This window comes from Cupriavidus sp. YR651 (assembly GCF_900101625.1).
In the GTDB taxonomy this organism is placed as follows: domain Bacteria; phylum Pseudomonadota; class Gammaproteobacteria; order Burkholderiales; family Burkholderiaceae; genus Cupriavidus.
This window is the reverse complement of sequence record NZ_FMYZ01000015.1, coordinates 1-23,972: the sequence shown is the minus strand read 5'-3', so window position 1 is coordinate 23,972 and position 23,972 is coordinate 1. Positions and strand designations below refer to the sequence as shown.

General features: G+C 66.7%; 18 protein-coding genes. 12 read left to right on the top strand and 6 right to left on the bottom strand.

All coding sequences use genetic code 11. The annotated features are described in order from the left end of the window. The first annotated feature begins 116 nt into the window (after positions 1-116). The 5 genes from gtdA (at position 117) to BLR29_RS27215 (ending at position 5,511) form a co-directional block, all read left to right on the top strand. Entirely contained in the window at positions 117-1,190 is a 1,074-nt protein-coding gene (gene gtdA / locus BLR29_RS27235; protein WP_092141673.1) for a gentisate 1,2-dioxygenase, read from the top strand. A gap of 104 nt (positions 1,191-1,294) precedes the next feature. After that, on the top strand, positions 1,295-1,993 hold the full coding sequence (locus BLR29_RS27230; protein WP_092141670.1) for a fumarylacetoacetate hydrolase family protein: 699 nt from the start codon (positions 1,295-1,297) through the stop codon (positions 1,991-1,993). A 28-nt stretch (positions 1,994-2,021) separates the two neighbouring features. Next, entirely contained in the window at positions 2,022-2,663 is a 642-nt protein-coding gene (gene maiA / locus BLR29_RS27225) for a maleylacetoacetate isomerase (protein ID WP_092141667.1), read from the top strand. Positions 2,664-2,705: 42 nt separating this feature from the next. Beyond that, a complete protein-coding gene (locus tag BLR29_RS27220; protein WP_092141664.1) occupies positions 2,706-3,920 on the top strand; it encodes a 3-hydroxybenzoate 6-monooxygenase in 1,215 nt (404 codons plus the stop codon). 250 nt (positions 3,921-4,170) lie between these two features. Continuing rightward, entirely contained in the window at positions 4,171-5,511 is a 1,341-nt protein-coding gene (locus BLR29_RS27215; protein WP_092141661.1) for an MFS transporter, read from the top strand. A gap of 94 nt (positions 5,512-5,605) precedes the next feature. Here the strand turns inward: BLR29_RS27215 and BLR29_RS27210 are convergent, their stop codons facing one another. From BLR29_RS27210 to BLR29_RS27180, 6 genes are all read right to left on the bottom strand, one after another. Next, positions 5,606-6,370 (bottom strand): sulfite exporter TauE/SafE family protein, encoded by a 765-nt coding sequence (locus BLR29_RS27210; RefSeq protein WP_092141658.1) that lies wholly within the window; start codon positions 6,368-6,370, stop codon positions 5,606-5,608. Between the two features lie 313 nt (positions 6,371-6,683). Next, a complete protein-coding gene (locus tag BLR29_RS27200; RefSeq protein WP_092141655.1) occupies positions 6,684-7,658 on the bottom strand; it encodes a tripartite tricarboxylate transporter substrate binding protein in 975 nt (324 codons plus the stop codon). Between the two features lie 123 nt (positions 7,659-7,781). Further along, the gene (locus tag BLR29_RS27195) at positions 7,782-9,137 is read right to left on the bottom strand and encodes an efflux transporter outer membrane subunit (RefSeq protein ID WP_255371464.1); all 1,356 of its coding nucleotides are present in this window, start codon (positions 9,135-9,137) and stop codon (positions 7,782-7,784) included. Positions 9,138-9,313: 176 nt separating this feature from the next. After that, a complete protein-coding gene (locus tag BLR29_RS27190; protein WP_255371463.1) occupies positions 9,314-10,462 on the bottom strand; it encodes an HlyD family secretion protein in 1,149 nt (382 codons plus the stop codon). Then, on the bottom strand, positions 10,459-12,135 hold the full coding sequence (locus BLR29_RS27185; protein ID WP_092141652.1) for an MFS transporter: 1,677 nt from the start codon (positions 12,133-12,135) through the stop codon (positions 10,459-10,461). The genes BLR29_RS27190 and BLR29_RS27185 overlap by 4 nt, the downstream gene beginning before the upstream one ends. A gap of 272 nt (positions 12,136-12,407) precedes the next feature. After that, a complete protein-coding gene (locus tag BLR29_RS27180; protein WP_092141650.1) occupies positions 12,408-13,394 on the bottom strand; it encodes a LysR substrate-binding domain-containing protein in 987 nt (328 codons plus the stop codon). A gap of 118 nt (positions 13,395-13,512) precedes the next feature. Between BLR29_RS27180 and BLR29_RS27175 the strand changes: the two genes are divergently transcribed. The 7 genes from BLR29_RS27175 (at position 13,513) to BLR29_RS27145 (ending at position 23,751) form a co-directional block, all read left to right on the top strand. Further along, positions 13,513-14,685: a CaiB/BaiF CoA transferase family protein gene (locus tag BLR29_RS27175; protein ID WP_092141647.1), complete on the top strand. Its 1,173-nt coding sequence runs from the start codon at positions 13,513-13,515 to the stop codon at positions 14,683-14,685. A 29-nt stretch (positions 14,686-14,714) separates the two neighbouring features. Beyond that, positions 14,715-15,587 (top strand): HpcH/HpaI aldolase/citrate lyase family protein, encoded by an 873-nt coding sequence (locus BLR29_RS27170; protein WP_255371462.1) that lies wholly within the window; start codon positions 14,715-14,717, stop codon positions 15,585-15,587. 417 nt (positions 15,588-16,004) lie between these two features. Then, complete coding sequence (locus BLR29_RS27165) at positions 16,005-17,288, top strand: TolC family protein (protein ID WP_092141922.1); 1,284 nt, start codon at positions 16,005-16,007, stop codon at positions 17,286-17,288. Next, positions 17,272-18,495 (top strand): efflux RND transporter periplasmic adaptor subunit, encoded by a 1,224-nt coding sequence (locus tag BLR29_RS27160; RefSeq protein WP_092141644.1) that lies wholly within the window; start codon positions 17,272-17,274, stop codon positions 18,493-18,495. The genes BLR29_RS27165 and BLR29_RS27160 overlap by 17 nt, the downstream gene beginning before the upstream one ends. 13 nt (positions 18,496-18,508) lie before the next feature. Then, positions 18,509-21,628 carry an efflux RND transporter permease subunit gene (locus tag BLR29_RS27155; protein ID WP_092141641.1) on the top strand — a complete coding sequence of 1,040 codons (3,120 nt, stop codon included), beginning with the start codon at positions 18,509-18,511 and terminating at the stop codon, positions 21,626-21,628. Between the two features lie 705 nt (positions 21,629-22,333). Then, positions 22,334-22,903, top strand: coding sequence for a fimbrial protein (locus BLR29_RS27150; RefSeq protein WP_092141638.1), 570 nt, complete (start codon positions 22,334-22,336; stop codon positions 22,901-22,903). Positions 22,904-22,989: 86 nt separating this feature from the next. After that, entirely contained in the window at positions 22,990-23,751 is a 762-nt protein-coding gene (locus tag BLR29_RS27145; protein ID WP_092141635.1) for a fimbrial chaperone, read from the top strand. Positions 23,752-23,972 lie beyond the last annotated feature (221 nt).

Here is a 23,972-nt window from a genome sequence, read left to right as displayed (position 1 = left end):
AAAAGATATACATAAGATCAAAACTTCATTTCAAATCTTATAGGGCGCGGCGTATAAATCCAATCAACAGATCGGCGTCCTCAAAACGGCGCCGGCAAAAAAGTAACGGAGACAGCATGTCGAATACCGCCACTGCCCGCGTCGTCGAAGGTCTGGAGACCGCACCGGATCGCGTCGCCTACTACCAGCGCATCGGCCGCAGCCATATGACCCCGCTCTGGGAGTCCCTGCATGCGCTGGTGCCGCGCGAGCCCCGGCCGCAGATCGTGCCGGCCATCTGGAAGTACGAGCAGGTGCGCCCGCTGGTCATGCAGGCCGGCAGCGTGATCAGCGCGGAAGAAGCCGTGCGCCGCGTGCTGGTGCTGGAAAACCCCGGCATTCCCGGCAAGTCCAGCATCACCTCCACGCTCTACGCCGGCCTGCAGCTGATCCTGCCGGGCGAAGTGGCGCCAAGCCATCGCCATACGCAATCCGCGCTGCGCTTTATCGTGGAAGGCAAGGGCGCCTGGACCGCCGTCAACGGCGAGCGCACCACCATGCATCCCGGCGATTTCATCATCACGCCGTCGTGGACGTGGCATGACCACGGCAATCCGTCGGCGGACGAAGGCGGCGAGCCGGTGATCTGGCTCGATGGCCTGGACATTCCGCTGGTGCAGCAGTTCGACGCCGGGTTTGCCGAAAACTACCCGGAAGCCCAGCAGCCCGTCACGCGCCCCGAGGGCGACAGCCTGGCGCGCTTCGGCCACAACATGGTGCCCGTGCGGCATCGCGTGACCGACCCCACCTCGCCGATCTTCTCGTATCCCTATGCGCGGTCGCGCGAAGCGCTCGACCAGCTCTACCGCAATGGCGAGCTCGATCCGTGGGACGGCGTGAAGCTGCGCTATGTCAATCCCGCCACGGGCGGCTGGCCGATGCCGACCATCGCCACGTTCATGCAGTACCTGCCCGCAGGCTTCCAGGGCAAGACCTATCGCAGCACCGATGCCACCGTCTACAGCGTGGTGGAGGGTCGCGGCACCGTGCGCATCGGCGACGAGCAATTCCAGTTCGAGCCGCGCGATGTTTTCGTCGCACCGTCCTGGGCCCCGGTGCAGCTTGCCGCCGTCGATGACGCGGTGCTGTTCAGCTACTCGGACCGTCCGGTGCTGTCGGCGCTGAACCTGCTGCGTGAAGCGCGCACCTGATCCGCAACACCCCGGCCCTTCATCCATTTCAAGACCATTGCCACGACGTGCCCCCGGGCACCGTCGCAGCCCCCGCTCACCCTTTCGATTCACGAGACCCGACCATGTCCTACGTCTTTCCCCCGCCCGCTACCGTTGCCATCCCCGTCGTCGGCAGCGATGACTCCTTCGCCGTGCGCCGCGTGTACTGCGTGGGCCGCAATTACGCCGCCCATGCTCGCGAAATGGGCTTCGATCCGGATCGCGAGCCGCCGTTCTTCTTCTGCAAGCCGGCTGACGCCATCGTGCCGGTGCCGTACGGCAAGACGCTGGAGCTTCCGTATCCGACCCAAACGCAGAACTATCACTACGAGGCCGAACTCGTGGCGGTGATCGGCAAGGGCGGCTCGGACATCGCCGTGGAGGACGCGCTGTCGCACGTCTGGGGCTACGCCACCGGCCTGGACATGACCCGTCGCGACCTGCAGATGAAGATGCGTGAAATGGGCCGGCCGTGGGAAATCGGCAAGGCGTTCGACGCCTCCGCGCCGGTCGCGCCGATTCACCGCGCCAGCGAGATCGGCCACCCGCAGGATGCCGCCGTCTGGCTGACCGTGAACGGCGAGACGAAGCAGCGCAGCAATGTGTCGCACCTGATCTGGTCGGTGGCGGAAACCGTGGCGTACCTCTCGCAGTTCTTCCGCCTGGAACCGGGCGATGTGATCTTCACGGGCACTCCGGAAGGCGTGGGCGCGGTCAAGCGTGGCGACACCATGGTGACCGGCGTAGATGGCCTCGGCGAACTGAAAGTTGCGGTCATCTGAGTCGCAAGGCGGAAAAGGCGAACGCATCATGCAGCTCTATAGTTTCTTCAACAGTTCCACGTCCTATCGCGTGCGCATCGCGCTGGCGCTGAAGGGCCTGCCGTACGACTACCTGCCCGTGAACATTCGCAAGGGGCAGCACCACGAGGCGGAGTACGTCGAGGGCATCAACCCGTCGGCCACCGTGCCCGCGCTGGTGGATGGCGATTTCCGGCTCGGCCAGTCGCTGGCGATCATCGACTACCTCGATGCGCGCCACCCGGTGCCGCGCCTGATTCCGCTGGAGACCGAGCTGCGCGCCCGGGTGCTGGAACTGACGAGTGTGGTGAGCTGCGATATGCACCCGGTGAACAACCTGCGCATCCTGCGCTATCTGGAGGATGTGCTGAAGGTGACGCCCGAGCAGAAGTCCGCCTGGTATCGGCACTGGATCGACGAGGGCATGGCGGCCGTGGAGCGGCTGCTGGCGCGTCACGGCCGTGGCCGCTGGTGCTTTGGCGACGCGCCGACGCTGGCCGACGTCGCCCTGGTGCCGCAGGTGGCCAACGCGCTGCGCATGGGCTGCGACCTGGAGAAGTTTGAACGGGCCATGGCGGTGTACACGCATGCCAGCGTGCATCCCGCGTTTGCCCAGGCGGCCCCGGGCCGCCAACCCGATTTCACGGCCTGACGGCTGTTTTCGAACAAGGTCGTAGCAGGCCAGGAGACAACGATGAAACTCTCTACCAACACCTCGCGCAAGGTCCTGATCGTCGGCGGCGGCATCGGCGGGCTGGCTGCGGCGCTGGCTCTCGCGCGCAAGGGCGTGCGGGTCGAACTGCTGGAGCAGGCCGAGAAGATCGGCGAAATCGGCGCCGGCATCCAGCTTGCGGCCAACGCCTTTGCGGCACTCGACGCGCTGGGCGTGGGCGAGGCGGCCCGCAGCCGCGCCGTCTTCACGGATTACCTGAACCTGCGCGATGCCATCGACGCCAGCGACATCGCACGCGTCGATGTGGGCGCTGCCTATCGCGAGCGCTTCGGCAATCCGTACGCGGTGATCCATCGCGCCGACATTCACTTGTCGATCCTGGAAGCTGTGCAAGATCACCCGCTGATCACGTTCCGCACGGCCACGCAGGTGAGTGCGCTGCATCAGGACGACAACGGCGTGACGGTGATCGACCAGCGTGGCGAGCGGCATACCGCTGATGCGGTGATCGGCTGCGACGGCGTGAAATCCGCGATCCGTCATGCGCTGATCGGCGACGAGCCGCGCGTGACCGGCCACGTGGTGTATCGCGCGGTGGTCGATGTCGGCAACATGCCCGAGGATCTGCAAGTCAACGCGCCGGTGGTGTGGGCCGGCCCGCATTGCCATCTGGTGCATTACCCGCTGCGCGGCGGCCAGCAGTACAACCTCGTCGTCACCTTCCACAGCCGCGAGCAGGAGACGTGGGGGGTGCGCGATGGCAGCAAGGAGGAAGTGCTGTCGTACTTCGAAGGCATCCATCCGCTGCCACACCAGATGCTGGACCGCCCGACATCGTGGAAGCGCTGGGCCACGGCCGACCGCGACCCCGTGGAGCGCTGGAGCTTTGGCCGCGCCACGATCCTCGGCGATGCCGCGCACCCGATGACGCAATACGTCGCGCAGGGCGCCTGCCAGGCGCTGGAAGATGCGGTGACGCTGGGTGCTGCCGTGGAAGCGACCGATGGCGACTTCGTCGAGGCCTTCAGGCTGTATGAGCAGGCCCGCATTCCGCGCACCGCGCGCGTGCTGTACGCCGCCCGCGACATGGGCCGCGTCTATCACGCGAAAGGCGTGGACCGCTTTGTGCGCAACACGCTCTGGACCGGCCGCACGCAAGCGCAGTTCTACGACGCGCTGCAGTGGCTGCATGGCTGGCGCGCCGAACGCGCTTTGAGCCAGACGCCTTGGCTCTAAGAGGTCGCTTCAAAAAGATCCTGGCGTCGTTGCGCGGCCTTGCCGTACCACTTGTACTGTCTGCGGCCGCGCGCCTAGCCAGGACCGCTTCGCTTCATTTTGAAGCAACCTCCAAGAAACCAAGACCGCACCCGGGCGCCATCCGGACCGCATTCCGAATCAAGCCGTACTTCCGGCAAGCCAGGCGAGCCATCGACATCGCCGGCTGCCGTTCGCTCGCCCATTCACTGGCAACCACGGAGGAGACACCATGCCTGCCAGCCAACCGCTCAACGTTACCGCGTTCATTGATCGTCAGCCGCTATCGGCGTTCCAGGTCACGATCGTCGTGCTCTGCTTTCTGATCGTCGCCATCGACGGCTTCGACACGGCCGCCATCGGCTTTATCGCGCCGGCAATCCGTGCCGACTGGCAGCTCTCGCCCGCTCACCTCGCGCCGCTGTTTGGCGCGGGACTCGCCGGGCTGATGGCGGGCGCGTTCCTGTTTGGCCCGCTAGCTGACCGCTACGGCCGCAAGCGCATCCTCATCTTCTCCGTGCTGTTCTTCGGCGTGGCGAGTTTGGCGTCGGCGTGGTCCGGCGAGCTGTGGGAGCTGATCGCGTTGCGCTTTCTCACGGGCCTGGGGCTCGGCGGCGCCATGCCGAACACCATCACGCTGACCTCCGAGTTCTGTCCGGAAAAGCGCCGCTCGTTCCTGGTCACGACGATGTTCTGCGGCTTCACGCTCGGTTCTGCTCTGGGCGGGTTGGCATCGGCGGGGCTGATCGAGGCCTATGGCTGGCGATCGGTGCTGGTGGTCGGCGGCGTGATGCCGCTGGTGCTGGCGGTTGTGCTCGTCAGGCTGCTGCCGGAATCGGTGCGCTACCTGGTGATGACGGGCGCCGAGCCGGCGCGCGTGGTGGCCACGCTCCAGCGCATCGCGCCCGCGGCCGACCTGTGCGGCGCCACATTCACCGTATCCGAACGCCCGGTCGGATCGCCGGCGCGGCACCTGTTCAAGCCAGAACTGCTGCGCGGCACGCTGCTGTTCTGGCTGACGTTCTTCATGAGCCTGCTGGTGATCTACCTGCTGTCCAGCTGGCTGCCGACGTTCCTGCGCAGCACCGGCATGTCGTTGCGCACCGCCGCGCTGGTCACGACGATGTTCCAGGTGGGCGGCACCGTCGGTGCCATCGCGCTGGGCTGGCTGATGGACCGCTTCAATCCGCGCTTTGTGCTGGCGGGCAGCTATGCGCTGGCGGGCGTGTTCATCGCCGCCATCGGCAACCTGGCCGATGCGCCGGTCGCCGCCGGCGTGGCGGTGTTCCTGGCGGGCTTCTGCATCTCGGGTTCGCAAGTGGGCGCCAATGCGCTGAGCGCCGGCTTCTATCCGACCGATTGCCGCGCCACCGGCGTCAGTTGGGCCAATGGCGTGGGCCGCATGGGCTCCGTCGTGGGGTCGGTGGGTGGGGCGACGATGATGTCGATGGGGCTTGGCATGCCGACGCTGTTTGCGCTGGTAGGCATCCCGGCCTTGATCGCGGGCGCGACCATGTTGTCCTTCGGCCTGATGCACAGCGTGACCGCGCGCAAGCAACTCGTAGCGGGATAGGGGGCGCTTCGCGCGGCGAGTCCGGCCGGGTGCCGGCAGCCGCGTGCCGTGGCAGAGGGGGAGCTTTGAGCCTTGAGTCTTCAGCCGCCAGTTGCTAGCCGCGCACCAGCATTACGATGGCCGTGGCGATCAGGCAGAGCGCAAACGCCGCGCGCAGCCGGCGCTCCGGCATGCGGTGCGCCAGCGCCACGCCCCAGGAGATCGTCAGCATGCCGCCGAGGGACAGCGGAATGCCGCTGTACCAGTCGACGTGACCGGCCTGCGCGTAGGTGGAAAGCGCAACGACGGCGCCGGGCGTCACCAGCGCCAGGGCCAGGCCCTGCGCCACGGCCTGCCGCATGCCGAACAGGCCGACCAGCGCCGGTGCGGCCACGACGCCGCCGCCCACGCTGAAGAATCCCGAGAACGCACCGCCCACGGCGCCCAGCGCCGGAATCCAGCGCGATGAGAGCCGTGCCTGCGGTTGCGTTGCCGCGCGTCCGGGCAGCAGGCGCCAGAGGAAGTAAAGGGCCAGGCCGATCATGAACACCGCGAAGATCCGGCGCAGCAGCTGGGCGTCGAGGGAAGTAGCCAGCCGGGCCGAGGCGTAGGTGGCCAGCACGGCGGAAAGACCCAGGACGATGGCCGTCCTGAGTTCGATATTCGCGCGCTTGCGGTATTGCCAGAAGCCGATCACCACGTTCGGCGCGATCATCACCAGCGAGGTGCCCTGCGCCAGCTGCTGGTCCATGCCGTAGAGCAGGCCCAGCGCGGGGATGGCAATCAGGCCGCCGCCGATGCCAAAGAGCCCGCCCACGCCGCCGAGCAACCCCCCGAGTCCAAAGATGAGCAGGGCGGACAGCAACGTATGGTCAGGCATGGTCGAACGGGGATTTCAGGCGTGTCGGAGGCGTCCGCGATGATACGCGGACATGCCGCAGACATTCGGGAAATCCCTGACCGTGTATTGGTATTGACTCACTCGACTCGGCCGGCGGGTTTGGAGGCGCTATCAAAGTGAAGCGTCAGCGGTTCTGGCTAGGGCGTAGCAGGGGTTTCGGCTCACCTGCGAGCCGCCTGCGTAGCGGCATGCGCCTGCCAGCGCATGCGCGCCCTGCAAGGGCGCGGCCGCAGACAGTACAAGTGGTACGGCAAGGCCGCGCAACGACGCCAGAATCATTTTGATAGTGCCTCTAGTCCACTTGTGCGCCGGAGGCCTTGACGATCTTGCCCCACTTGTCGATGTCGCTCTTGAGCATGCCGGCAAACTGCTGCGGCGTGCCGGTCAGCACCTCGGCACCCTGTGCGGCCAGCTTGTCGCGCAATGCCTTGTCGGCCAGCGCGGCTTGCAGGGTGGTGGCCAGCTTCTGCGTCACGTCCTTCGGGGTGCCCCGCACCGCAAACAGGCCGACCCACAGATCGCCGCTATAGCCGGGCACGGTCTCGCCGATCGCCGGGATATCCGGTGCGAACGGGGAGCGCTTGGCGGAGCTCACGCCCAGCGCGCGTACTTTGCCCGCCTTGATGTGGGCCAGCACGGACGGCAGGCTCGCGAATGCCATCGGCACCTGGTTGCCCAGCACGTCATTGAGCGCCGGGGCCACGCCCTTGTACGGCACGTGCTCCAGCTTGATGCCCGCCATGCTGTTCAGCATCTCGCCCAGCAGGTGGTTCAGCGTGCCGTTGCCGGCGGACGCATAGCGGTAGAAGTCCGGCTTGGCCTTGGCCAGCGCGATCAGCTCGGCCATCGACTTGGCCGGGAAAGCCGGGTTGACCACCAGCACGTTGGGCACGCTGGCCACCGGGGCGATCGGATCGAAATCCTTGACGGGATCGAACGGAATCTGGCGATACAGCGACGGGTTGATGGCCTGCGTGCTGCTGATCGTCATCAGCAGCGTGTAGCCGTCCGGCGTGGCGCGGGCCGCGGTCTGCGTGCCGATATTGCCGCCGGCGCCGGGGCGGTTTTCCACCACGACCTGCTGCCCCAGCCGCTGCGACAGGTCCGCCGCCACCAGGCGCGCGACGATGTCGTTGGTGCCGCCGGGTGCCTGCGGCACGATCATCTGGATGGGCTTGGACGGATAGGTGTCGGCGTGCGCGGCGCCGGTTGCGGCGAGAGCGAGGGCCGTGGCAAGGCCTGCCAGGGCGCGGTGGGTGCGAAGCATGTGGTCTCCTGTAGCGGGCGATTGTCGGGGCCCGGTCATCGGGCTTGCCCATGCTGGCGCCCACTCTAGCCGAGCCGGCCCGGCAGGAGAAATTCAATCGCCGACTACGGCCATAAGCAATTCTTATTGCCGCCAGCCGCCGCCCATCGCCTGATAGAGCGCGACGCTGGCATTGAGGCGGTCCGCATGGGCGGAGATCAGGCTCAGTTCCGCGTTGAACAGCTGGCGCTGGGCGTCGAGCTGTTCCAGGTAGGGCGAATAGCCGGCGCGGTAGCGGTTGGTGGCGTGCCGCAACGCGGCGGCCAGCGCGTCGCGCTGCTGTTGCAGCCGCTGCTCCTGCTCTCCCAGCTTCTGCACGGCGGCAAGGTTGTCGTTGACCTCGCGAAAGGCCGTCAGCGCCACGCGCCGGTAAGCGAAGGCGGCCTCGTCGCGCCGTGCCGCGGCGGCATCGGCACCCGCCACGATCCGCCCGCCCTCGAAGATCGGCGCCAGCACGCTGCCGCCAATCGACCAGATCCGGATCGGATTGGCCAGGCCGGTGACGTAGACCAGTCCGCCCGCTGCCGACAACGGAATGCGGGGCAGGTAGGCCTTGCGCGCGGCGGAAAGGCTGGCGTCGGTGGCCGCGAGGTTGTATTCCGCCTGCGCGATGTCCGGGCGGCGGCGCAGCAGGTCCGATGGCAGGCCCTCCGGCACGGCGGGCTGCTGCAGCGACTGCAGTGTCCGTCCCCGCGCAATGGCGCCGGCGTCCGGCTTGCCGATCAGGACGCCGAGTGCGTTTTCCTGCCGCGCGACGGCCAGTTCCGCCTGCGGCACGGCCTGTGCCGTCGATTCGTACTCGGCGCGGGCCTGCTCGTATTCGAGTTGGGAGGTGTAGCCGGCCCGCGCGCGGTCCCGCGCCAGCCGCAACGCATCGGCGCGCGACAGCAACGTCTGCCTGACGACTTCCAGCTGGGCATCGAGCGCGCGCAGCGTGATATAGCCGCGCGCCGTGGCTGCGGCCACGGACAGGATCGTGGTGTCGCGCGCGGCCTGGCTGGCCAGCGCGCTGGCGCGGGCCGCGCCAACGGCATCGCGGATGCGGCCGAACAGGTCGACCTCGTAGGAGGCCTCCAGCGTCAGCTGCCCCGTGTTGAGCGCGACGGGCTGCCCGAAGGCATTGATCGCCCGCGCGCGATTGCCGCCGCCCGTGAAATCCAGCGTGGGAAACAGGTCCGCACGGGCGGCGCGTGCCTGGGCGTCGGCTTCGCGCACCCGGGCGGCGGCGATGGCGATGTCGTCGTTATATTCCAGCGCCTCGGCCACGAGCGCGGCCAGTTCGGGGTCGCCGTAGGTCTGCCACCAGTCTCGCTCGATGGCGGCGGTCGGCCCCACGTCCACGCGCCATGCCACCGGCGGCGTGACGCCGGCCTCATCGGGCACGGGCGGCCGAGGACCCATGCAGCCGGCGAGCCATCCCGCCAGCAAGATCGTTGGCAATGCCGTCGGCAAGCGGGCCAATCGGGCCAGCAAGCGGGCCAAAAAGCGAGCCAAAAAGCGGGTCGCCAGACTGGCCGCCGATAGGGCCGCCGATGGGCTCGCCAATGTGGTTGCCGGTGGCGTTCGCGATCCACGCGGCATCTCGCCCGACGGCGGGGGAGGGCTGCTCCCTCGCGTCATCGCTCGCGCGGCTTGCCGCCGCTGGTGTCGACTTCCGCCTGCACCGACATGCCCGGCCGCAGCCGTTCCGCCAGCGGTTGCCCGGGGTCGATGGAGATCCGTACCGAGATCCGCTGCGCGACCTTGACGAAATTGCCGGTGGCGTTGTCCGCCACGATCACGGCGAACTCGGAGCCTGCCGCCGGTGCCAGGCGTTCGACGTGGCCACTCAGTCGCGCGTTGTCCAGCCCGTCCACCCGGAAGTGGGCCGGCTGCCCCGGCGCCATGTGGGACGTCTGGGCTTCCTTGAAGTTGGCGATGACCCACAACTGGGCCGGCACCAGGAACATCAGTTGCGTGCCGGAGGTGACGTACTGCCCCAGCCGCGCGCCGATCTGGCTCAGCCGTCCGGCCTGCGGCGCCACCACGACCGTATTCGACAGATCGATCTCCGCCAGTTCCAGCACCGCGCGTGCCTGTTCCACCGCTGCCTTCAGCCCGGCGCGGCCCACCAGCACGGACTGCACGTCCTGCCGGGCAATCTCGATGGCGGCGCGCGCCTGCTCAAGTGCGGCTTCCGCCTGACGCAGCGCCGCACGGGTCTGGTCGCGCTCGCGCAGCGAGACCGAGCCATCGGCCACCAGCTCGTCCACGCGCTTCATGTCGGCCTGCGCACGCGAGAGCTGTGCCCGGGCATTGTCGATGTTGGCCTGCTGGGACACCACGGTGGCCTCGCGTGCACGCTGCGTCTGCTCGGAGTTGTTCAGGTTGGCGATCTGCGTATTGAGCGACGCGCGCGCCTGCTCCACGCGCTGGCGATAGATGCGGTCGTCGATGCGCAGCAGCACCTGGCCGGCCTTGGCTACCTCGAAGTCATGCACGGGCACCTCGGTCACGTAGCCGCTGACCTGCGGGCTGATGATCGTGGTCTGGCCGCGCACATAGGCGTTGTCGGTGCTCTGGAGGGCCGGCGTGAAGGGCGGCAGGCCCCAGGCGTAGAGGATGATGAGCACGCCGATCACGGCCAGCACGATGATCAGGATGGTCAGCCGCAGCGTCCCCTTCGGCGGCGCCCAGCCCTTGGGCGCTACCGCGACCTCCACGGGGTCCTTCATCCGTTCGGGCGCGGCCGGAGCGGGCGACGGGCGGTCCTGCTGGTCTGTCACGATGCGCTCTCCTTTGCCTTCTCCTTCTCGTCTGGTGCGGCAGGCGGGGACTTCTCCGGCACATGGCCCGGTATGACATTGGCCAGGTAAAGCGCCAGCAGGACGACGAAGGTGACGGTGGCCAGGACGCCGATCAGCAGGAACACGTCATTGAAGGCCAGCACATTGGCTTCGCGCGTCACCTGCTGGGCCAGCGCCGTCAGCGCTTCCGCCTGGCGCAGCGTGGGATCGCCGACCCAGCGGCCGTAGACGTTGCCCAGCAGCCGGAGGCGCTCGGCATCCACGGGATCGGACAGGACGATGTTCTGCACCAGCGCGTGCGAATGGAATTTCTCCCGATAGGTCTGGAAGGTGCCGAGCAAGGCCGACCCCGCCAGCCCGCCCAGCGATTGCGTGATGCTGAACAGGGCCGAAAAGCTCACGTAGTGGCTCATGCCGCGCTGGATGGCGACGGAGATGCCGATCAGCAGCGCCGGCCCCAGGAAGAAGACGGCGGCAAACGCGATCAGCGACTGCGTGAAATACATGTTGTACGGCCGCGTGAGGTTGGTGGAGCCGGCATCGATGAACGCGCCGATGGCGATCAGGACCAGCGAAATGCGGATCGGCCGTCCGAGGTTCTTCGGGTTCACGGTCAGCGCACTGGTGACGATGCCGGCCACGGTGGCCAGCGACACGACGATGTAGAGCGAGATGAGCTGGTCGTTGCCCATGCCGAGCGAGGTCAGCAGGCCCACCGCGCCATAAGGCTGCTCGGACAGCAGCATGCGCACGGCGGTGGCCACCACGGCAAAGCGGATCATGGCCGCGCTGCCCAGCCAGCGCGTGTTGAGCAGCGGGTTGACACGGTTGTGCTCGATCCACAGCGCGGCCGAGATCAGCACCACCGCGCCGCACAAGGCATAGCCCAGCCACGGCGCTTCCGTCCACCAGAGGATGCGGCCCTCGCCCAGGACCGCGCATAGCAGCGCCATGCCCGGCGCGAACAGCGCGAAGGTCACGAAGTCGAGAGGCTCGAAGGCCTTGAGGCGCTCGTTCGGCGGCAGGCGCAGCAGTGCCACGGCCACGATGGAGAGCAGCGCGAGTCCGAGTTCGAACTGGTACATCGTCTGCCAGTTGCCGCCTTCCAGCATGGTCGTGGAAAACGTGCGCGCCAGCGGGGTGGCCAGCTGCGGCACGCCAAAGCCGATGACGACGGCGCGCATCCGGTGCCTGGCGGGCAACGCCTGGATGATGTAGTACAGCGCCAGCGTGGCCAGGCCGCTGGCGGCGACGCCGTTGGCGGCGCGGGCCAGCAGGGCGGTGGTGAAGGAATGGGTGAACAGGTGGGCGGCGGTGGTCGCCGCGTAGCCGACCAGGAAGAGGCCGGTGAAGTGCTGCAGGCCGTACTGCTGCCGGAACTTGATCAGCAGCATCGACATGCATACGTTGGTCATCACGTACACCGTCGACAACCACGCGGCCTCGTCGCTGTACAGGCCGAACACACCCTGGATGTTGTTGAGGTTGGCCACGACCAGCGCGTTGCCGAAGCCGCCGGTCAGGCCGATCAGCACGCCCACGCAGAAGTACGCGATGCGCCGCGGCGTCGGGTGCTCGGGCGTGGCCGGAGACCCCGGCAGCATCGGCCGTTCGTGAGGCTTGAACTCGTAGTTGGCCGGGGCAGTCGCCATGGCGCGCGAGGATTCAACGAAGGCTGGCGGCGGGCGCCGGTGGGGGCGGAAACAGCGTTGACTGACAGCTACGGGGTACGGCCAGATGCTGAGGGCGATAATGCGTGCGCCGAAGCCGCCATGTCAAGGCGAAGCCCCCTGCGGGCCGCCGGGCGGCGTAACCGGCATATGGAGGCCTGACATACCGGGAACTGACATGCGGAGACCTGACATGCGGTGGTCTGACATACCGCTGTCACGGCGGTCATCCCCCCGCAGTTATTTGCCCGTGGTCACTTGCTTGTTGCCGGGGGCGCCAGCGATCCGCCCAAAGCGATGCGATCCGCCACGATCTCGCGCAGGATCTCGGCCACCGCCTCGGCCGCGTTGGAGCGTGGCAGGGCGCGGGGCCAGCACAGGGACAGCGTGCGCCGCAACTCGGGCAGGATGCGGCGCCGCGCCACCGCGGCATCGCCTTCGCCCAGCGAGGATTCCGGCAGGATCGTGCAGGCCAACCCTTCGCGCGCGGCGGACAGCAGGAATGGCAGCGAATCGAGGTCCGCCACCACGTTCAGCGCGATGCCGGCCTTGGCAAAGCTGCGCTCCACGACTTCGCGCAGGCCCTGTGAGCCGCTCGGCAGCACCAGCGGCACGCCGTCGAGCGCCTTGAGTGCGATGGTGGCCGGCGCCGAAGCCGCCAGCGCCGCCGATTCCGCCGAAGCCAGGCCACCGGCCGCGCGCCTGCCCGGCTTCGGTGCCGGCCCGGGTGGCGTGCCAATCAGGTACAGCGGCTCGCTGGCCAGCGGTTCGGGCTCCACGGCGCGTGACGGCGTATCGCGGAACAGGATGGCGAAGTCGAGCCGGTTCTGGTTTAGCAGCTCGGAGATATAGCCGCTCATGCTCTCGAACAACTGCAGCCGCACCTGCGGGTAGCGCTGCCGCACGCTGCGCACCAGCGCCATGCCAAAGGCCGCCGCCGCCGTGGTCGGCAGGCCGATGGCCACCGTGCCGGACACCTCCGCGCCGGCCACGCGCACATCGGCGCCGGCAATCTCCACCTGCCGCAGGATGTTGCGCACGTGACGGTAAAGCGTCTTGCCGGCCTCCGTGGGCCGCACGCCCTTGGCGCCCCGGTGCACCAGCGGCAAGCCGAATTCCTCCTCCAGCGCGGCCAGTTGCTGGCTCAGCGCGGGCTGGGCCACGCAGACGACCTCGGCGGCACGGGTCAGGCTGCCGTGGTCGACGATCGCCACGAAATATCGCATTGCTCGGATGTCCATCGGGTCTCCCTGGGCCAAGGGTATTGATTCTACTTATGGAGCCTTCTGCAATCCCTATTTCACAGGGTCCGGGCTGGCGGGTAGATTGGCGGCATTGCGCAACCGACCCCGCCCCGCCATGTCCCGTCCCCTCGAAGGCATTACCGTCGTCTCCCTCGAACAGGCCATTGCCGCGCCGTTCTGCACGCGCCAGCTGGCCGACCTGGGTGCCCGCGTCATCAAGATCGAACGTCCCGGCCCCGGCGACTTTGCGCGGGCCTACGATTCCCGCGTGCGCGGGCTGTCCTCGCACTTCGTCTGGACCAACCGCTCCAAGGAAAGCCTGACGCTGGACGTCAAGGCACCCGCCGCCGGGCCGGTGATGGAAGGGCTGCTGGCCCGCGCCGACGTGCTGGTGCAGAACCTGGCGCCGGGTGCGGCGGCCAGGCTCGGGCTGGACTACGAGACGCTTTCCACACGTTATCCGCGCCTGATCGTTTGTGACATCTCGGGCTACGGCGGCGATGGCCCCTATCGCGACAAGAAGGCCTACGACCTGCTGGTGCAGAGCGAATCGGGCTTTGTGTCGGTGACCGGCACGTCGGACGAGGGCGTCAAGGCGGGCGCTTCCGTGGCCGATATCGCCGCCGGCATGTATGCGTACTCCAACGTGCTGGCCGCGCTGATCGAACGCGGCCAGACCGGGCGCGGCAAGCGTATCGACGTATCGATGCTGGAGTCGATGGTCGAGTGGATGGGATTCCCGATGTATTACGCGTTCGACGGCGCGGAGCCGCCGCCGCGCGCCGGCGCCGCGCACGCCACGATCTATCCCTACGGACCGTTCCCGACCGGCGACGGCAAGACGGTGATGCTGGGCCTGCAGAACGAGCGCGAATGGGCCATCTTCTGCAAGGTGGTGCTTGAGGAACCCGATCTGGCCAGCCATGCGGCGTTTGCCACCAACAGCCTGCGCAGCGCCAACCGGGCGCAGTTGCGCGAGCGGATTGTCGAGGCGTTCTCGCGCATGACGGCGGAGCAGGTGGTGCAGCGGCTGGAGGATGCCCGGATTGCCAATGCGCGGGTCAACACCATGGCCGACGTCTGGCAGCATCCCCAACTGGCCGCGCGGGCGCGCTGGCGGTCCGTGGCATCGCCGGCGGGCGACATTCCGGCGCTGCTGCCACCGGGCGTGACCGATGCGCGCATGGACCCGGTGCCCGCCGTGGGCCAGCATACGGATGCGATCCTGGCCGAGCTGGGCTGCGCCGCCGAGCAGGTGGCCCGGCTGCACGCCGATGGCGTGGTCTGAGTGGCGCGCCGCCGCCAATGACGACCAAAATGACCACTACGACCGTCACGATCGCCATGACTGCTACCAGTGCCACCACCGCCCGCCCGCCGCGCAGCTACCTGTTTGTGCCGGCCACCCGGCCCGACCGGATCGGCAAGGCGATTGCCGCCGGCGCCGACGCCGTGATTGTCGATTTCGAGGACGCCGTGGCGCCGGATGCCAAGTCCGACGCACGTGCGGGACTCGCCGCACCGTGGCGCGGCCTGCTTGCGGAAGCCGACGCCGCGGGCGTGGCATTGCTGGTGCGCATCAACGGCGCCGATACGGCGTACTTCGCGGACGACCTCGCGTGGTGTCGCGACCAGGCCGTCGCCGCGCTGGTGTTGCCCAAGGCCGATGCCGGATCGGTCGCCGCGCTGCAGGCCACGCTGCCCGATGTGCGTTGCCATGCGCTGCTGGAGACCGCCGCCGGTTTTGCCGACCTGCCGGAGCTCGCGCGCACGCGCGGTATCGCGCGATTGCTGTTTGGCAGCATCGACCTGATGTTCGACCTCGATGTGGCCGACGATGGCGAGCCCTTGCATTACTTCCGCGGCCAGCTGGTGGCGCACTCCCGGGCGGCCGGGCTGCCCGCGCCGGTCGACGGGGTGTGTACGGCGATCGGCGATGCGCAAGCGCTGGCGGCGGATACCGCCCGCGCCCGGCGCTTCGGGTTTGGCGCCAAGCTGCTGATCCATCCTAATCAGGTGGCGGGCGTACACGCCGGCCTGGCGCCCTCCGCGGAGGAGCTGGCATGGGCCACGCGCGTGGTCGGGCAAGCCGCCGCCGCGCAGGGGGCGGCCATCGCCGTGGATGGAAAGATGGTCGATCGACCGGTGCTGGAGCGTGCCCAGCGGATCGTCGCCGCCCGGCAGCCATGAGAGACCAACCGCAACCCTCGCCACGCCCGTTCGGGGCCGCATTTTGATGGCGCCTTTAGGCCGCGCCGGGTAATCCGGGCGTAAATATTGCCCAGCCAATCGGTGTTTTCCCTGAACGCCGCTTTTCCCTGCTATTCCCGAGATTTATCGACAGGATGAAAGGCGTTTGTAATGAGATTGGGTTTGAATGCGCTCGGGAGATCGTGCGCAGTCATCAGGCGAACATAAATTTGACGGCTTCCGGGATCAATATCGAGAAAAGTTGCCATCCCGGTGCACCGTTAGACTGGCACGGTCGTTTACCTCTGATCGTTGTCGAATCGAGCCAGACTGATCGTGCATTTTCCTGTTTCCCGAGCCGCCGCGGCAACGCTGCTTGCCCTGGTGGCCAGCGCTGGCCATGCCGCCAGCGCGCCCATGCCGCCGGACGGCCCCTGCATTCCCCCGCCTGCCAAGGCAACCCTGACGCTGGCCCAGGCGCGCCTTGACGCGCTGCGTTGCAACCGCGACATCATTTCCGCCCGCCGTGGCGAGGAAGCCAGCCAGGCCGATATCGAGATTGCTTCCCAACGACCCAACCCGGTGCTGAGCCTGGGGGTGGCCAATATCAACCCGCACCTCGGCGTCGGGTCCGGCAACCTGCGCAGCAAGACCGTGGATTCGACCTTGCGGGTCGACCAGGTCATCGAAACCGCCAACAAGGGCAATCTGCGCGTGGATGCGGCCCGCAAGGCCAGCGCCGCCGTCGGCGAGCAGACGCAGGCCGTGGTGGCGCAGCAGATCGGCGCCGTCGACCAGGCCTGGTATGAAGCCGTGGTCAGCCAGACGCGCGTGGAAGTGCTGACGGAAACCGTCGGCCTGTATGGCCGCACGCAGCAAGCCAACGAAACCCGCCTGAAATCCGGCGATGTATCCCGCGCCGACGTGACCAAGCTCCAGCTGGAGACGCTGCGCGCCCAGAACGACCTGCGCGCCGCGCAGGCGGACCACGTCAGCGACAAGGCCGCACTGGCCGCCGCGATCGGCGTGCCCGGCACGCTGCTGGACAACCGGCTGGTGCCGGACTGGCCGACGGTGGACGCCCCGGTGCCGCCGATCGACCCCGAGGTGCTACAGCGCCGCCCGGACGTAACGGCCGCCGAGGCGCGCCTGGCCGCCGCCTCCGCCGCGCGCGACCTGGCCCGTGCCGGCCGCGTGCCGGATGTGACCGTCGGGGCGCAGGCCGAGCATTACCCGGTGTCCGAAGCCAATACCACCGGCAGCGGCAACAGCTACGGCGTGTTCGTGTCGATCCCGCTGTATGTGCGCCACAGCTATGGCGGCGAGGCGCGTCGCGCCGAGGTGGACTACTACGCGGCGCTGGATGACCGCAATCGCATCCTGCTGTCGGCCCAGAACGACATCGAGCGCCTGCGCAGCCAGCTGGATGCGGCACGCGGATCGCTCCAGCAGATGCGGGAATCCGTGCTGCCGGCCGCGGAGTCCGTTGCCAACAGCGCCGAGTTCGCCTATTCCAAGGGTGCCAGCGGCGTGCTGGACTTGCTGGACGCGCGCCGCGCGCTGCGCCAGACCCGGCTGGATGCCGTCGAGGCGCAGGGCAACTATGCCAAGGCCCTGTCGGCCTACCTCACCGCCCTCCAGACCACGAATTCCGATATCAACAAGCTTCCCCAGGTCCGTACCGATGCGCCGCGTCCTTGATTTGAAGTCCCCGTCCCCCGTGTCTCGCAGCTTCCCCCGCAATGGCGCCGTGCGGCTGGTCGCCGCGTTATCGCTGTGCGCACTCGCACTCGCCGCCTGCGGCAAGAAGGAAGCCCCCGAACCCGACGACGATCCCAAGGTCAGCGGGCAGACGATCCAGTTCCCGGCCAGCGTCAAGACCCTGCCGGGCATCGTCGGCCAACCGGTCAAGAGCGGCGGCGACCGCATGCTCAGCCTGCCGGGCCGGCTGGTCTGGAACGAGGACAAGACCGTGCGCGTGACCACGCCGTTTGCCGGCCGTGTCATGGAGGTCCTGGCCCAGCCCGGGACCACCGTGAAAGCCGGCCAGCCGCTGGCGATGCTGACCTCGCCCGATTTCGGCGTGGCGCAGGCCGATGCCCGCAAGGCCGCCGCGGACAGTGCCCTGGCCGCCAAGTCACTGGCGCGCCAGCGTGAGCTGTACGGCGCCGGCATCATCGCGCAGAAGGAGCTGGAGCAGGCCCAGGCGGACAGCGCCCGCGCCGCCGCCGACCAGCAGCGCACCCAGGCCGCGCTGCGCATGTATGGCGCGGCCGCCGGTGGCGATGCCGTCAACCAGCGCTTTGCGCTGCGCAGCCCGATCGAGGGGCTGGTGGTCGAGCGCAACATCAATTCGGGCATGGAGCTGCGTCCCGACCAGCCGCCCACCGCGCCGCTGTTCCTGGTGACCGACCCGACCACGCTGTGGGCGCAGGTGGACGCCGCCGAGGCGGACATGGGGCTGTTCAAGCCCGGCGTGACGGTGCGGCTGACCAGCACCGCCTATCCGGGCGAGACCTTCGAGGGCACCGTGGTGAAGATCGCCGATTACGTCGATCCCAATTCCCGCAGCATCAAGGTGCGGCTGGTCGTGCCCAATGCCGACCGCCGCCTGAAGGCGGAAATGTTCGTCACGGCGAGGCTGAAGGCAGCGTCGTTCCAGGGCATCTCGGTGCCGTCCAAGGCCGTGTTCCTGGCTGACAACAAGAACTACGTGTTCGTGCGCACCGCGCAGAACACGTTCGAGCGTCGCCAGGTGAAGCTGGGCGTGCAGATGCCCGGCACCGCCGAGGTGGTGGAAGGCCTGAAGGATGGCGATGTGGTGATCACCGATGGCAACCTCTACCTGCAAGACATCCTGCGCGATGCCACGGCCGTGAACGCGGCGCGCGCGTCGTCCAAGCAATGAGGACGACGGCCCCATGATTTCCCGTATCGTCAGTTTTGCGCTGCACCAGAAGCTGTTTGTCTGGCTGGGCCTGATCATCTTCGTCGCCGGCGGCCTGGCCGCCTTCAAGAACCTGCCCATCGAGGCTTTCCCGGATGTTTCCGACATCCAGGTCAACATCATCACGCTCTATCCGGGCCGTGCCGCGGAAGAAGTGGAGCGTCAGGTCACGATTCCGATCGAGACCGCGCTGGCGGGCACGCCCAATTCGGTGCGCGTGTTCTCGCACACCCAGTTCGGCCTGTCGTTCATGATGGTGACCTTCAACGACAAGGCCACCGACGTCACGGCGCGTCAGCAGATCATCGAGCGCCTGCGCAGCGTGGACTTGCCTGACGGGGTCCATCCGGACCTCGCGCCGCTTTCCACCGCCATCGGCGAGATCTTCCGTTTCCGTCTGACCGGCAAGGGCTACACGGCGCAGGAACTGCGCACGCTGCAGGACTGGGTGGTGGAAAAGAACCTGCGCCAGGTGCCTGGCGTGGCGGACCTGGTGACCATCGGCGGCACCATCAAGCAGTACGAGGTGAATCCGAACCTGGCGCGCATGCGTGACGCCAAGGTCTCGCTGTCGCAACTGTTCACCGCGCTGCAACGTGGCAACTCCAATGCCGGCGGCGGTGCCGTGGCGCAGGGCCGCCAGCAGTTCCTGCTGCGGTCGCTGGGCAGCTTCAGGACCTCGGCCGACATCGCCAACGTGGTGGTGACGGAGACCAACGGCACGCCGATCCTCGTCAAGGACATTGCCGAAGTGAAGGTGGGGGCCGCGCCGCCGCAGGGGCTGATGGGCCAGGATAACGAGGACGACATCGTCTCGGGCATCGTGGTGATGCGCAAGGGCGAGAATCCGTCCATCGTACTGGAGGCCCTCAAGCAGAAGATCGAACTGCTGGACTCCACGATCCTGCCCAAGGGCGTGAAGATCGTGCCGTACTACGACCGCTCCACGCTGATCGACAAGACGCTGCACACGGTGTTCGGCAACCTGGTGGAGGGCGCGCTGCTGGTGATGGCCGTGCTGTACCTGTTCCTGGCCAATGTGCGCGCCGCCGCCATCGTGGCGCTGGTGATTCCGCTGGCGCTGCTGTCGACGTTCATCGGCCTGACGTGGGTGGGGATTCCGGCTAACCTGCTGTCGCTCGGCGCGATGGACTTCGGGATTATCGTGGACGGCGCCGTGATCGTCGTCGAGAACATCTTCAAGCGACTGGGCGAGCTGAAGGAGCACCAGATCAAGGACAGCAAGGCGCGGCTGTACGCGATCCTGCAGGCGACCTCGGAAGTGGGCCGGCCGACCGTGTTCTCGATGGTCATCATCATCGCGGCGCACATTCCGATCTTCACGCTGCAGCGGCACGAAGGGAAGATCTTCGCGCCGATGGCCTATACGGTGACCGGCGCGCTGATCGGTTCGCTGATCATGTCGCTGACCGTGGTGCCGCTGCTGTGCCACCTGCTGCTCACCAAGAACATCGCCCACGAGGACAATTTCGTGGTGCGCCACTGCAAGCGCATCTACGAACCGATGCTCGCCTGGGCGCTGGACAACAAGAAGAAGGTGGTCGGCATTGCGCTGGCCCTGCTGGTGGCGACGGTGGGCGTGGGCAAGTTCCTCGGCAGCGAATTCCTGCCGGAACTGGACGAGGGATCGATGTGGGTGAGCTTCGACCTGCCGGCGTCGGTCTCGATCGACGAGGCCCGGGACCAGGCGCGCCTGCTGCGCAGCGTCATCCGCAAGACGCCGGAGGTCAACACCACGATCTCCAAGGTGGGCCGTCCGGACGACGGCACCGATCCCAAGCTGATCAATACCGTGGAAATCCTGGTCGACCTGAAGGGCGACAAGCAATGGCGCGCGGGCTACGACAAGCGCAAGATCATCGAGGAAATCAACCGCAACCTGCGCCAGCTGCCGGGCATCGAGCCCAACTTCTCGCAGCCGGTGCGCGACAACATCCTCGAGAGCATTTCGCAGATCAAGGGCCAGATCGTCATCAAGGTCCAGAGCGACAGCCTGGAGCACAACAAGCAGGTGGCCGACCAGATCCTGGCCAACGTGCAGTCGGTCAAGGGCGTGATGCGCGCGTTCATCGACCGCGACGGCGAACTGCCGCAGTACGTGCTGGAATTCGACCGGGCCCAGGCGGCGCGCTACGGCATCAACGTGGCCGATGTGCAGGACCTGATGGAAACCGCGCTGGCCGGCAAGGCCGCCACGGAGCTGTGGGAAGGCGAGAAGCACTTCAGCGTGGCCGTGCGCCTGAGGCCGGGCGAGCGCGAGCTGCCGAACCTGCCGAACATCTTCATGCAGACCCCGGATGGCGCGCAGGTGCCGCTGTCGCAGCTGGTGACGTTCCGTGCCGCATCGGGCGCGATGAACATCAGCCGCGAAAACGGCCAGCGCACCACGTCGATCGGCATCTTCATCCACGACCGCGACATGGGTAGCGTGGTGAAGGACATGCAGGCGCTGGTCAAGAAGAACGTGAACGCCGAAGACGTCAAGATCAGCTGGTCCGGCGAATTCGAGAACCAGGAACGTGCGATGGCGCGGTTGTCGATCGTGGTGCCGCTGTCGGTGCTGGTGATCTTCCTGCTGCTGTTCAACGCGTTCAAGTCGTTCAAGAGCGCCACGCTGATCATCTCGAACATCCCGTTCGCGCTGATTGGCGGTGTGTTCGCGCTGTTCCTCACCGGCATTCCGTTGTCGGTGTCGGCGGCCATCGGCTTTATCGCACTGTTCGGCCAGGCCGTGCTGAACGGCGTGGTGATGGTGACGTACTTCAACCAGTTGCGCGACGAAGGCATGCCGGTGCGCCAGGCCGTGCTGACGGGGTCGATGGACCGGCTGCGCACGGTGCTGATGACGGCACTGCTGGCCATGCTGGGCCTGTTCCCGATGGCGATTTCGCGCGCCATCGGCTCCGAGACGCAGCGTCCGCTGGCCATCGTCATCATCGGCGGCCTGATCACCGCCACGCTGCTGACGCTGATCGTGCTGCCCACGCTGTATGAGTGGATGGTCGGCCGCACGTGGCCGGATGAGGAAGGCGACGAAGGCAACAACCGGTTGTCGGAATCGCTGCCGTCCTGAACCTGTAGACCTCTGCTTCAGCAAGAAACCCGCCAATCCGGCGGGTTTTTTGTTTGGCGCCGGCAATCGGCGTGCGTGGCCCCTGGGTGGCAAAGCGGCAACCGAGCGGCTCGCCAGGCGATCCGTCATGGCGGACGCCGCGGCATGTGAATTGTTCGAAGGCGTCACATGCGGATCAAGTCCCACCCCCACCCGGCAGTAGTGATCCTCTGATCACGATTTCACCCCAATTCCCTTCTCGGCACATCCCCAGGCTCGGCGATTATCCCGGCCGCGTCACTCCGAAGTGACTGTTATTTCATTTCGTCGGGCCAATACACGCAGGCGTGTTCGAAGTATTTCTAAATATCCCGGGGGTCCGGGACTTTAGGAATCGTTCTATGTGCCCGGTATGCGCGTTTTTCTACATTACAGGCATCAGAAAAACAGCGCCTCCCCAGTTAGTGCTTCCAGTCGATTCCTAATGGGTGGCGCCGCGAATGGCAGGTAAATCGTAAATGGATGGAACGAGCTACCGGCGATTCGCAAGATTCTGTGATTGGATCAGTTAAGGATTTTTATGGAGATTCAAGCCTGAGCGTAATAAGTCAGTAAGTCAGTAAGTCAGAAATCATTTGCAAATTTGCGTGCAGATGCCACGAGGCAAATATTAATTCCTCACCCTGCTACGCAAAACTTCATTAATTCTCATTGTTTATCCGCATCATGAAAACCAAGCTCCTTTCCGCACTCGCCTTCGCAGCCGCCGCCACCGTATCGCAATATGCCGCAGCCGTGGATGGCACGATCTCCTTCACGGGCAGCATCACGGCCCAAACCTGCACCGCCAACGGCAATGGCACGTCCAGCAAGGACTTCACCGTGGCGCTGCCCAATGTGTCGAGCGGCCTTCTGGCTACGGCAGGCAACGTCGCCGGCGCCACGCCGTTCAGCATTTCGCTGACTGGCTGCAACCCGGACTCCGGCAATGTCCGCACCTTCTTTGAAGCGGGCCCGACCGTGGATGCCACCACCGGCCGCCTGATCGTTGCTTCGGGCTCCGGCGCCGCCAGCAATGTGCAAATCGGTCTGTTCAATGCGGACGACGATTCTGAAATCAAGGCTGGCTTTGCCGATGCCTCGCAGAACTCGCACTCGGTGCCGCTCGTTGCCGGCTCGCCGGCCGGTTCCGCCGGTTCGGCCACGATGCGTTACATCGCCCGTTATGTGTCGACCGGTGCCGCCACCGGCGGCGCGGTCAACTCGTCGGTGCAGTACACCATCGTCTACCCGTAATCGCGGTAGCGCAGTGCAGCGGAGCCGGCCATCGGCCGCTCCGCATTTCTCCCGGTTTTACGCCATTAATCATTCGCCCCCCCAAAATGAAACCCGCTATCAGAAATTTTCTGGCCACCAGCGTACTCGCGCTGGGACTCGCAGGCGCCCTGCAGGCGCAAGCCTCTGTTGTCATCGGGGGCACGCGGGTCATTTATCACGCAAAGGAAAGTGAAGTCACGATCAAGCTCAGCAACGAGGGCCAGTCGCCCGCGCTGACGCAGGCGTGGCTCGACAACGGCGACGCCAAGGCCACGCCGTCTTCCGTAGATGTTCCGTTTATCGTCACGCCGCCGGTCACGCGTATCGATCCTCGCAAGGGTCAGACCTTGCGCATCCACTACACCGGCGAGCCGCTGCCGCAGGACAAGGAATCGGTCTTCTGGCTCAACGTGCTCGAAGTGCCGCCCAAGCCGACGGGCGAAGCCGCCAATGCCAATCAGCTGCAGCTGGCCTTCCGTTCGCGCATCAAATTCTTTTACCGTCCCGCGGGCCTGAAGGGCATGGCGGACGACGCTCCCTCGCAAGTCACCTGGCGCGCGACCCAGTCGGGAAATCATCCCGCGGTCGAAGCGCGCAATCCCACCCCGTATCACGTCTCCTTCACCGCGCTTGAAGTGCGTAGTGGTGGCAAGACCGCCAAGTCCGACGACGGCGGCATGGTCGGGCCGGGCGAGACCAAGGTCTTTCCGCTCACCGGCGACGCGGTGCAGGGCGCCGACGTCAAGGTGCACTACCGCGCCATCAACGACTACGGCGGCTCCACGGAAGGCGACGCAACGTCTGGGGCAGCACCCCAGCCGAAGTAACGCGCTCTCGTCTTCATGCCAGGGCGAGTTCCGCCGCCACAGCCATAGCACCAGCCGCTGCTCCAGCGAGCATTTACCTCAGGACACGCTGCCTTCGTTACCGCTTTGGGAATAAGTGCCAGTTTGCCCACATCGAAGTTGATAGTGATGAACCCCAAAGCCGTACAACCGTTTGCCTTCCAGCTGCGTCCGATCAGTGCAGCCGTCGTGTTGGCCATGTT

Bases quoted from the DNA above. Each gene is read 5' to 3' on its own strand.
- BLR29_RS27185 (WP_092141652.1), bottom strand. From the start codon at position 12,135: ATGGCGACTGCCCCGGCCAACTACGAGTTCAAGCCTCACGAACGGCCG.
- BLR29_RS27230 (WP_092141670.1), top strand. From the start codon at position 1,295: ATGTCCTACGTCTTTCCCCCGCCCGCTACCGTTGCCATCCCCGTCGTC.
- BLR29_RS27175 (WP_092141647.1), top strand. From the start codon at position 13,513: ATGTCCCGTCCCCTCGAAGGCATTACCGTCGTCTCCCTCGAACAGGCC.
- BLR29_RS27210 (WP_092141658.1), bottom strand. From the start codon at position 6,370: ATGCCTGACCATACGTTGCTGTCCGCCCTGCTCATCTTTGGACTCGGG.
- BLR29_RS27215 (WP_092141661.1), top strand. From the start codon at position 4,171: ATGCCTGCCAGCCAACCGCTCAACGTTACCGCGTTCATTGATCGTCAG.
- BLR29_RS27170 (WP_255371462.1), top strand. From the start codon at position 14,715: ATGACCACTACGACCGTCACGATCGCCATGACTGCTACCAGTGCCACC.
- gtdA (WP_092141673.1), top strand. From the start codon at position 117: ATGTCGAATACCGCCACTGCCCGCGTCGTCGAAGGTCTGGAGACCGCA.
- BLR29_RS27200 (WP_092141655.1), bottom strand. From the start codon at position 7,658: ATGCTTCGCACCCACCGCGCCCTGGCAGGCCTTGCCACGGCCCTCGCT.
- BLR29_RS27145 (WP_092141635.1), top strand. From the start codon at position 22,990: ATGAAACCCGCTATCAGAAATTTTCTGGCCACCAGCGTACTCGCGCTG.
- BLR29_RS27220 (WP_092141664.1), top strand. From the start codon at position 2,706: ATGAAACTCTCTACCAACACCTCGCGCAAGGTCCTGATCGTCGGCGGC.
- maiA (WP_092141667.1), top strand. From the start codon at position 2,022: ATGCAGCTCTATAGTTTCTTCAACAGTTCCACGTCCTATCGCGTGCGC.
- BLR29_RS27165 (WP_092141922.1), top strand. From the start codon at position 16,005: ATGCCGCCGGACGGCCCCTGCATTCCCCCGCCTGCCAAGGCAACCCTG.
- BLR29_RS27180 (WP_092141650.1), bottom strand. From the start codon at position 13,394: ATGGACATCCGAGCAATGCGATATTTCGTGGCGATCGTCGACCACGGC.
- BLR29_RS27155 (WP_092141641.1), top strand. From the start codon at position 18,509: ATGATTTCCCGTATCGTCAGTTTTGCGCTGCACCAGAAGCTGTTTGTC.
- BLR29_RS27150 (WP_092141638.1), top strand. From the start codon at position 22,334: ATGAAAACCAAGCTCCTTTCCGCACTCGCCTTCGCAGCCGCCGCCACC.
- BLR29_RS27160 (WP_092141644.1), top strand. From the start codon at position 17,272: ATGCGCCGCGTCCTTGATTTGAAGTCCCCGTCCCCCGTGTCTCGCAGC.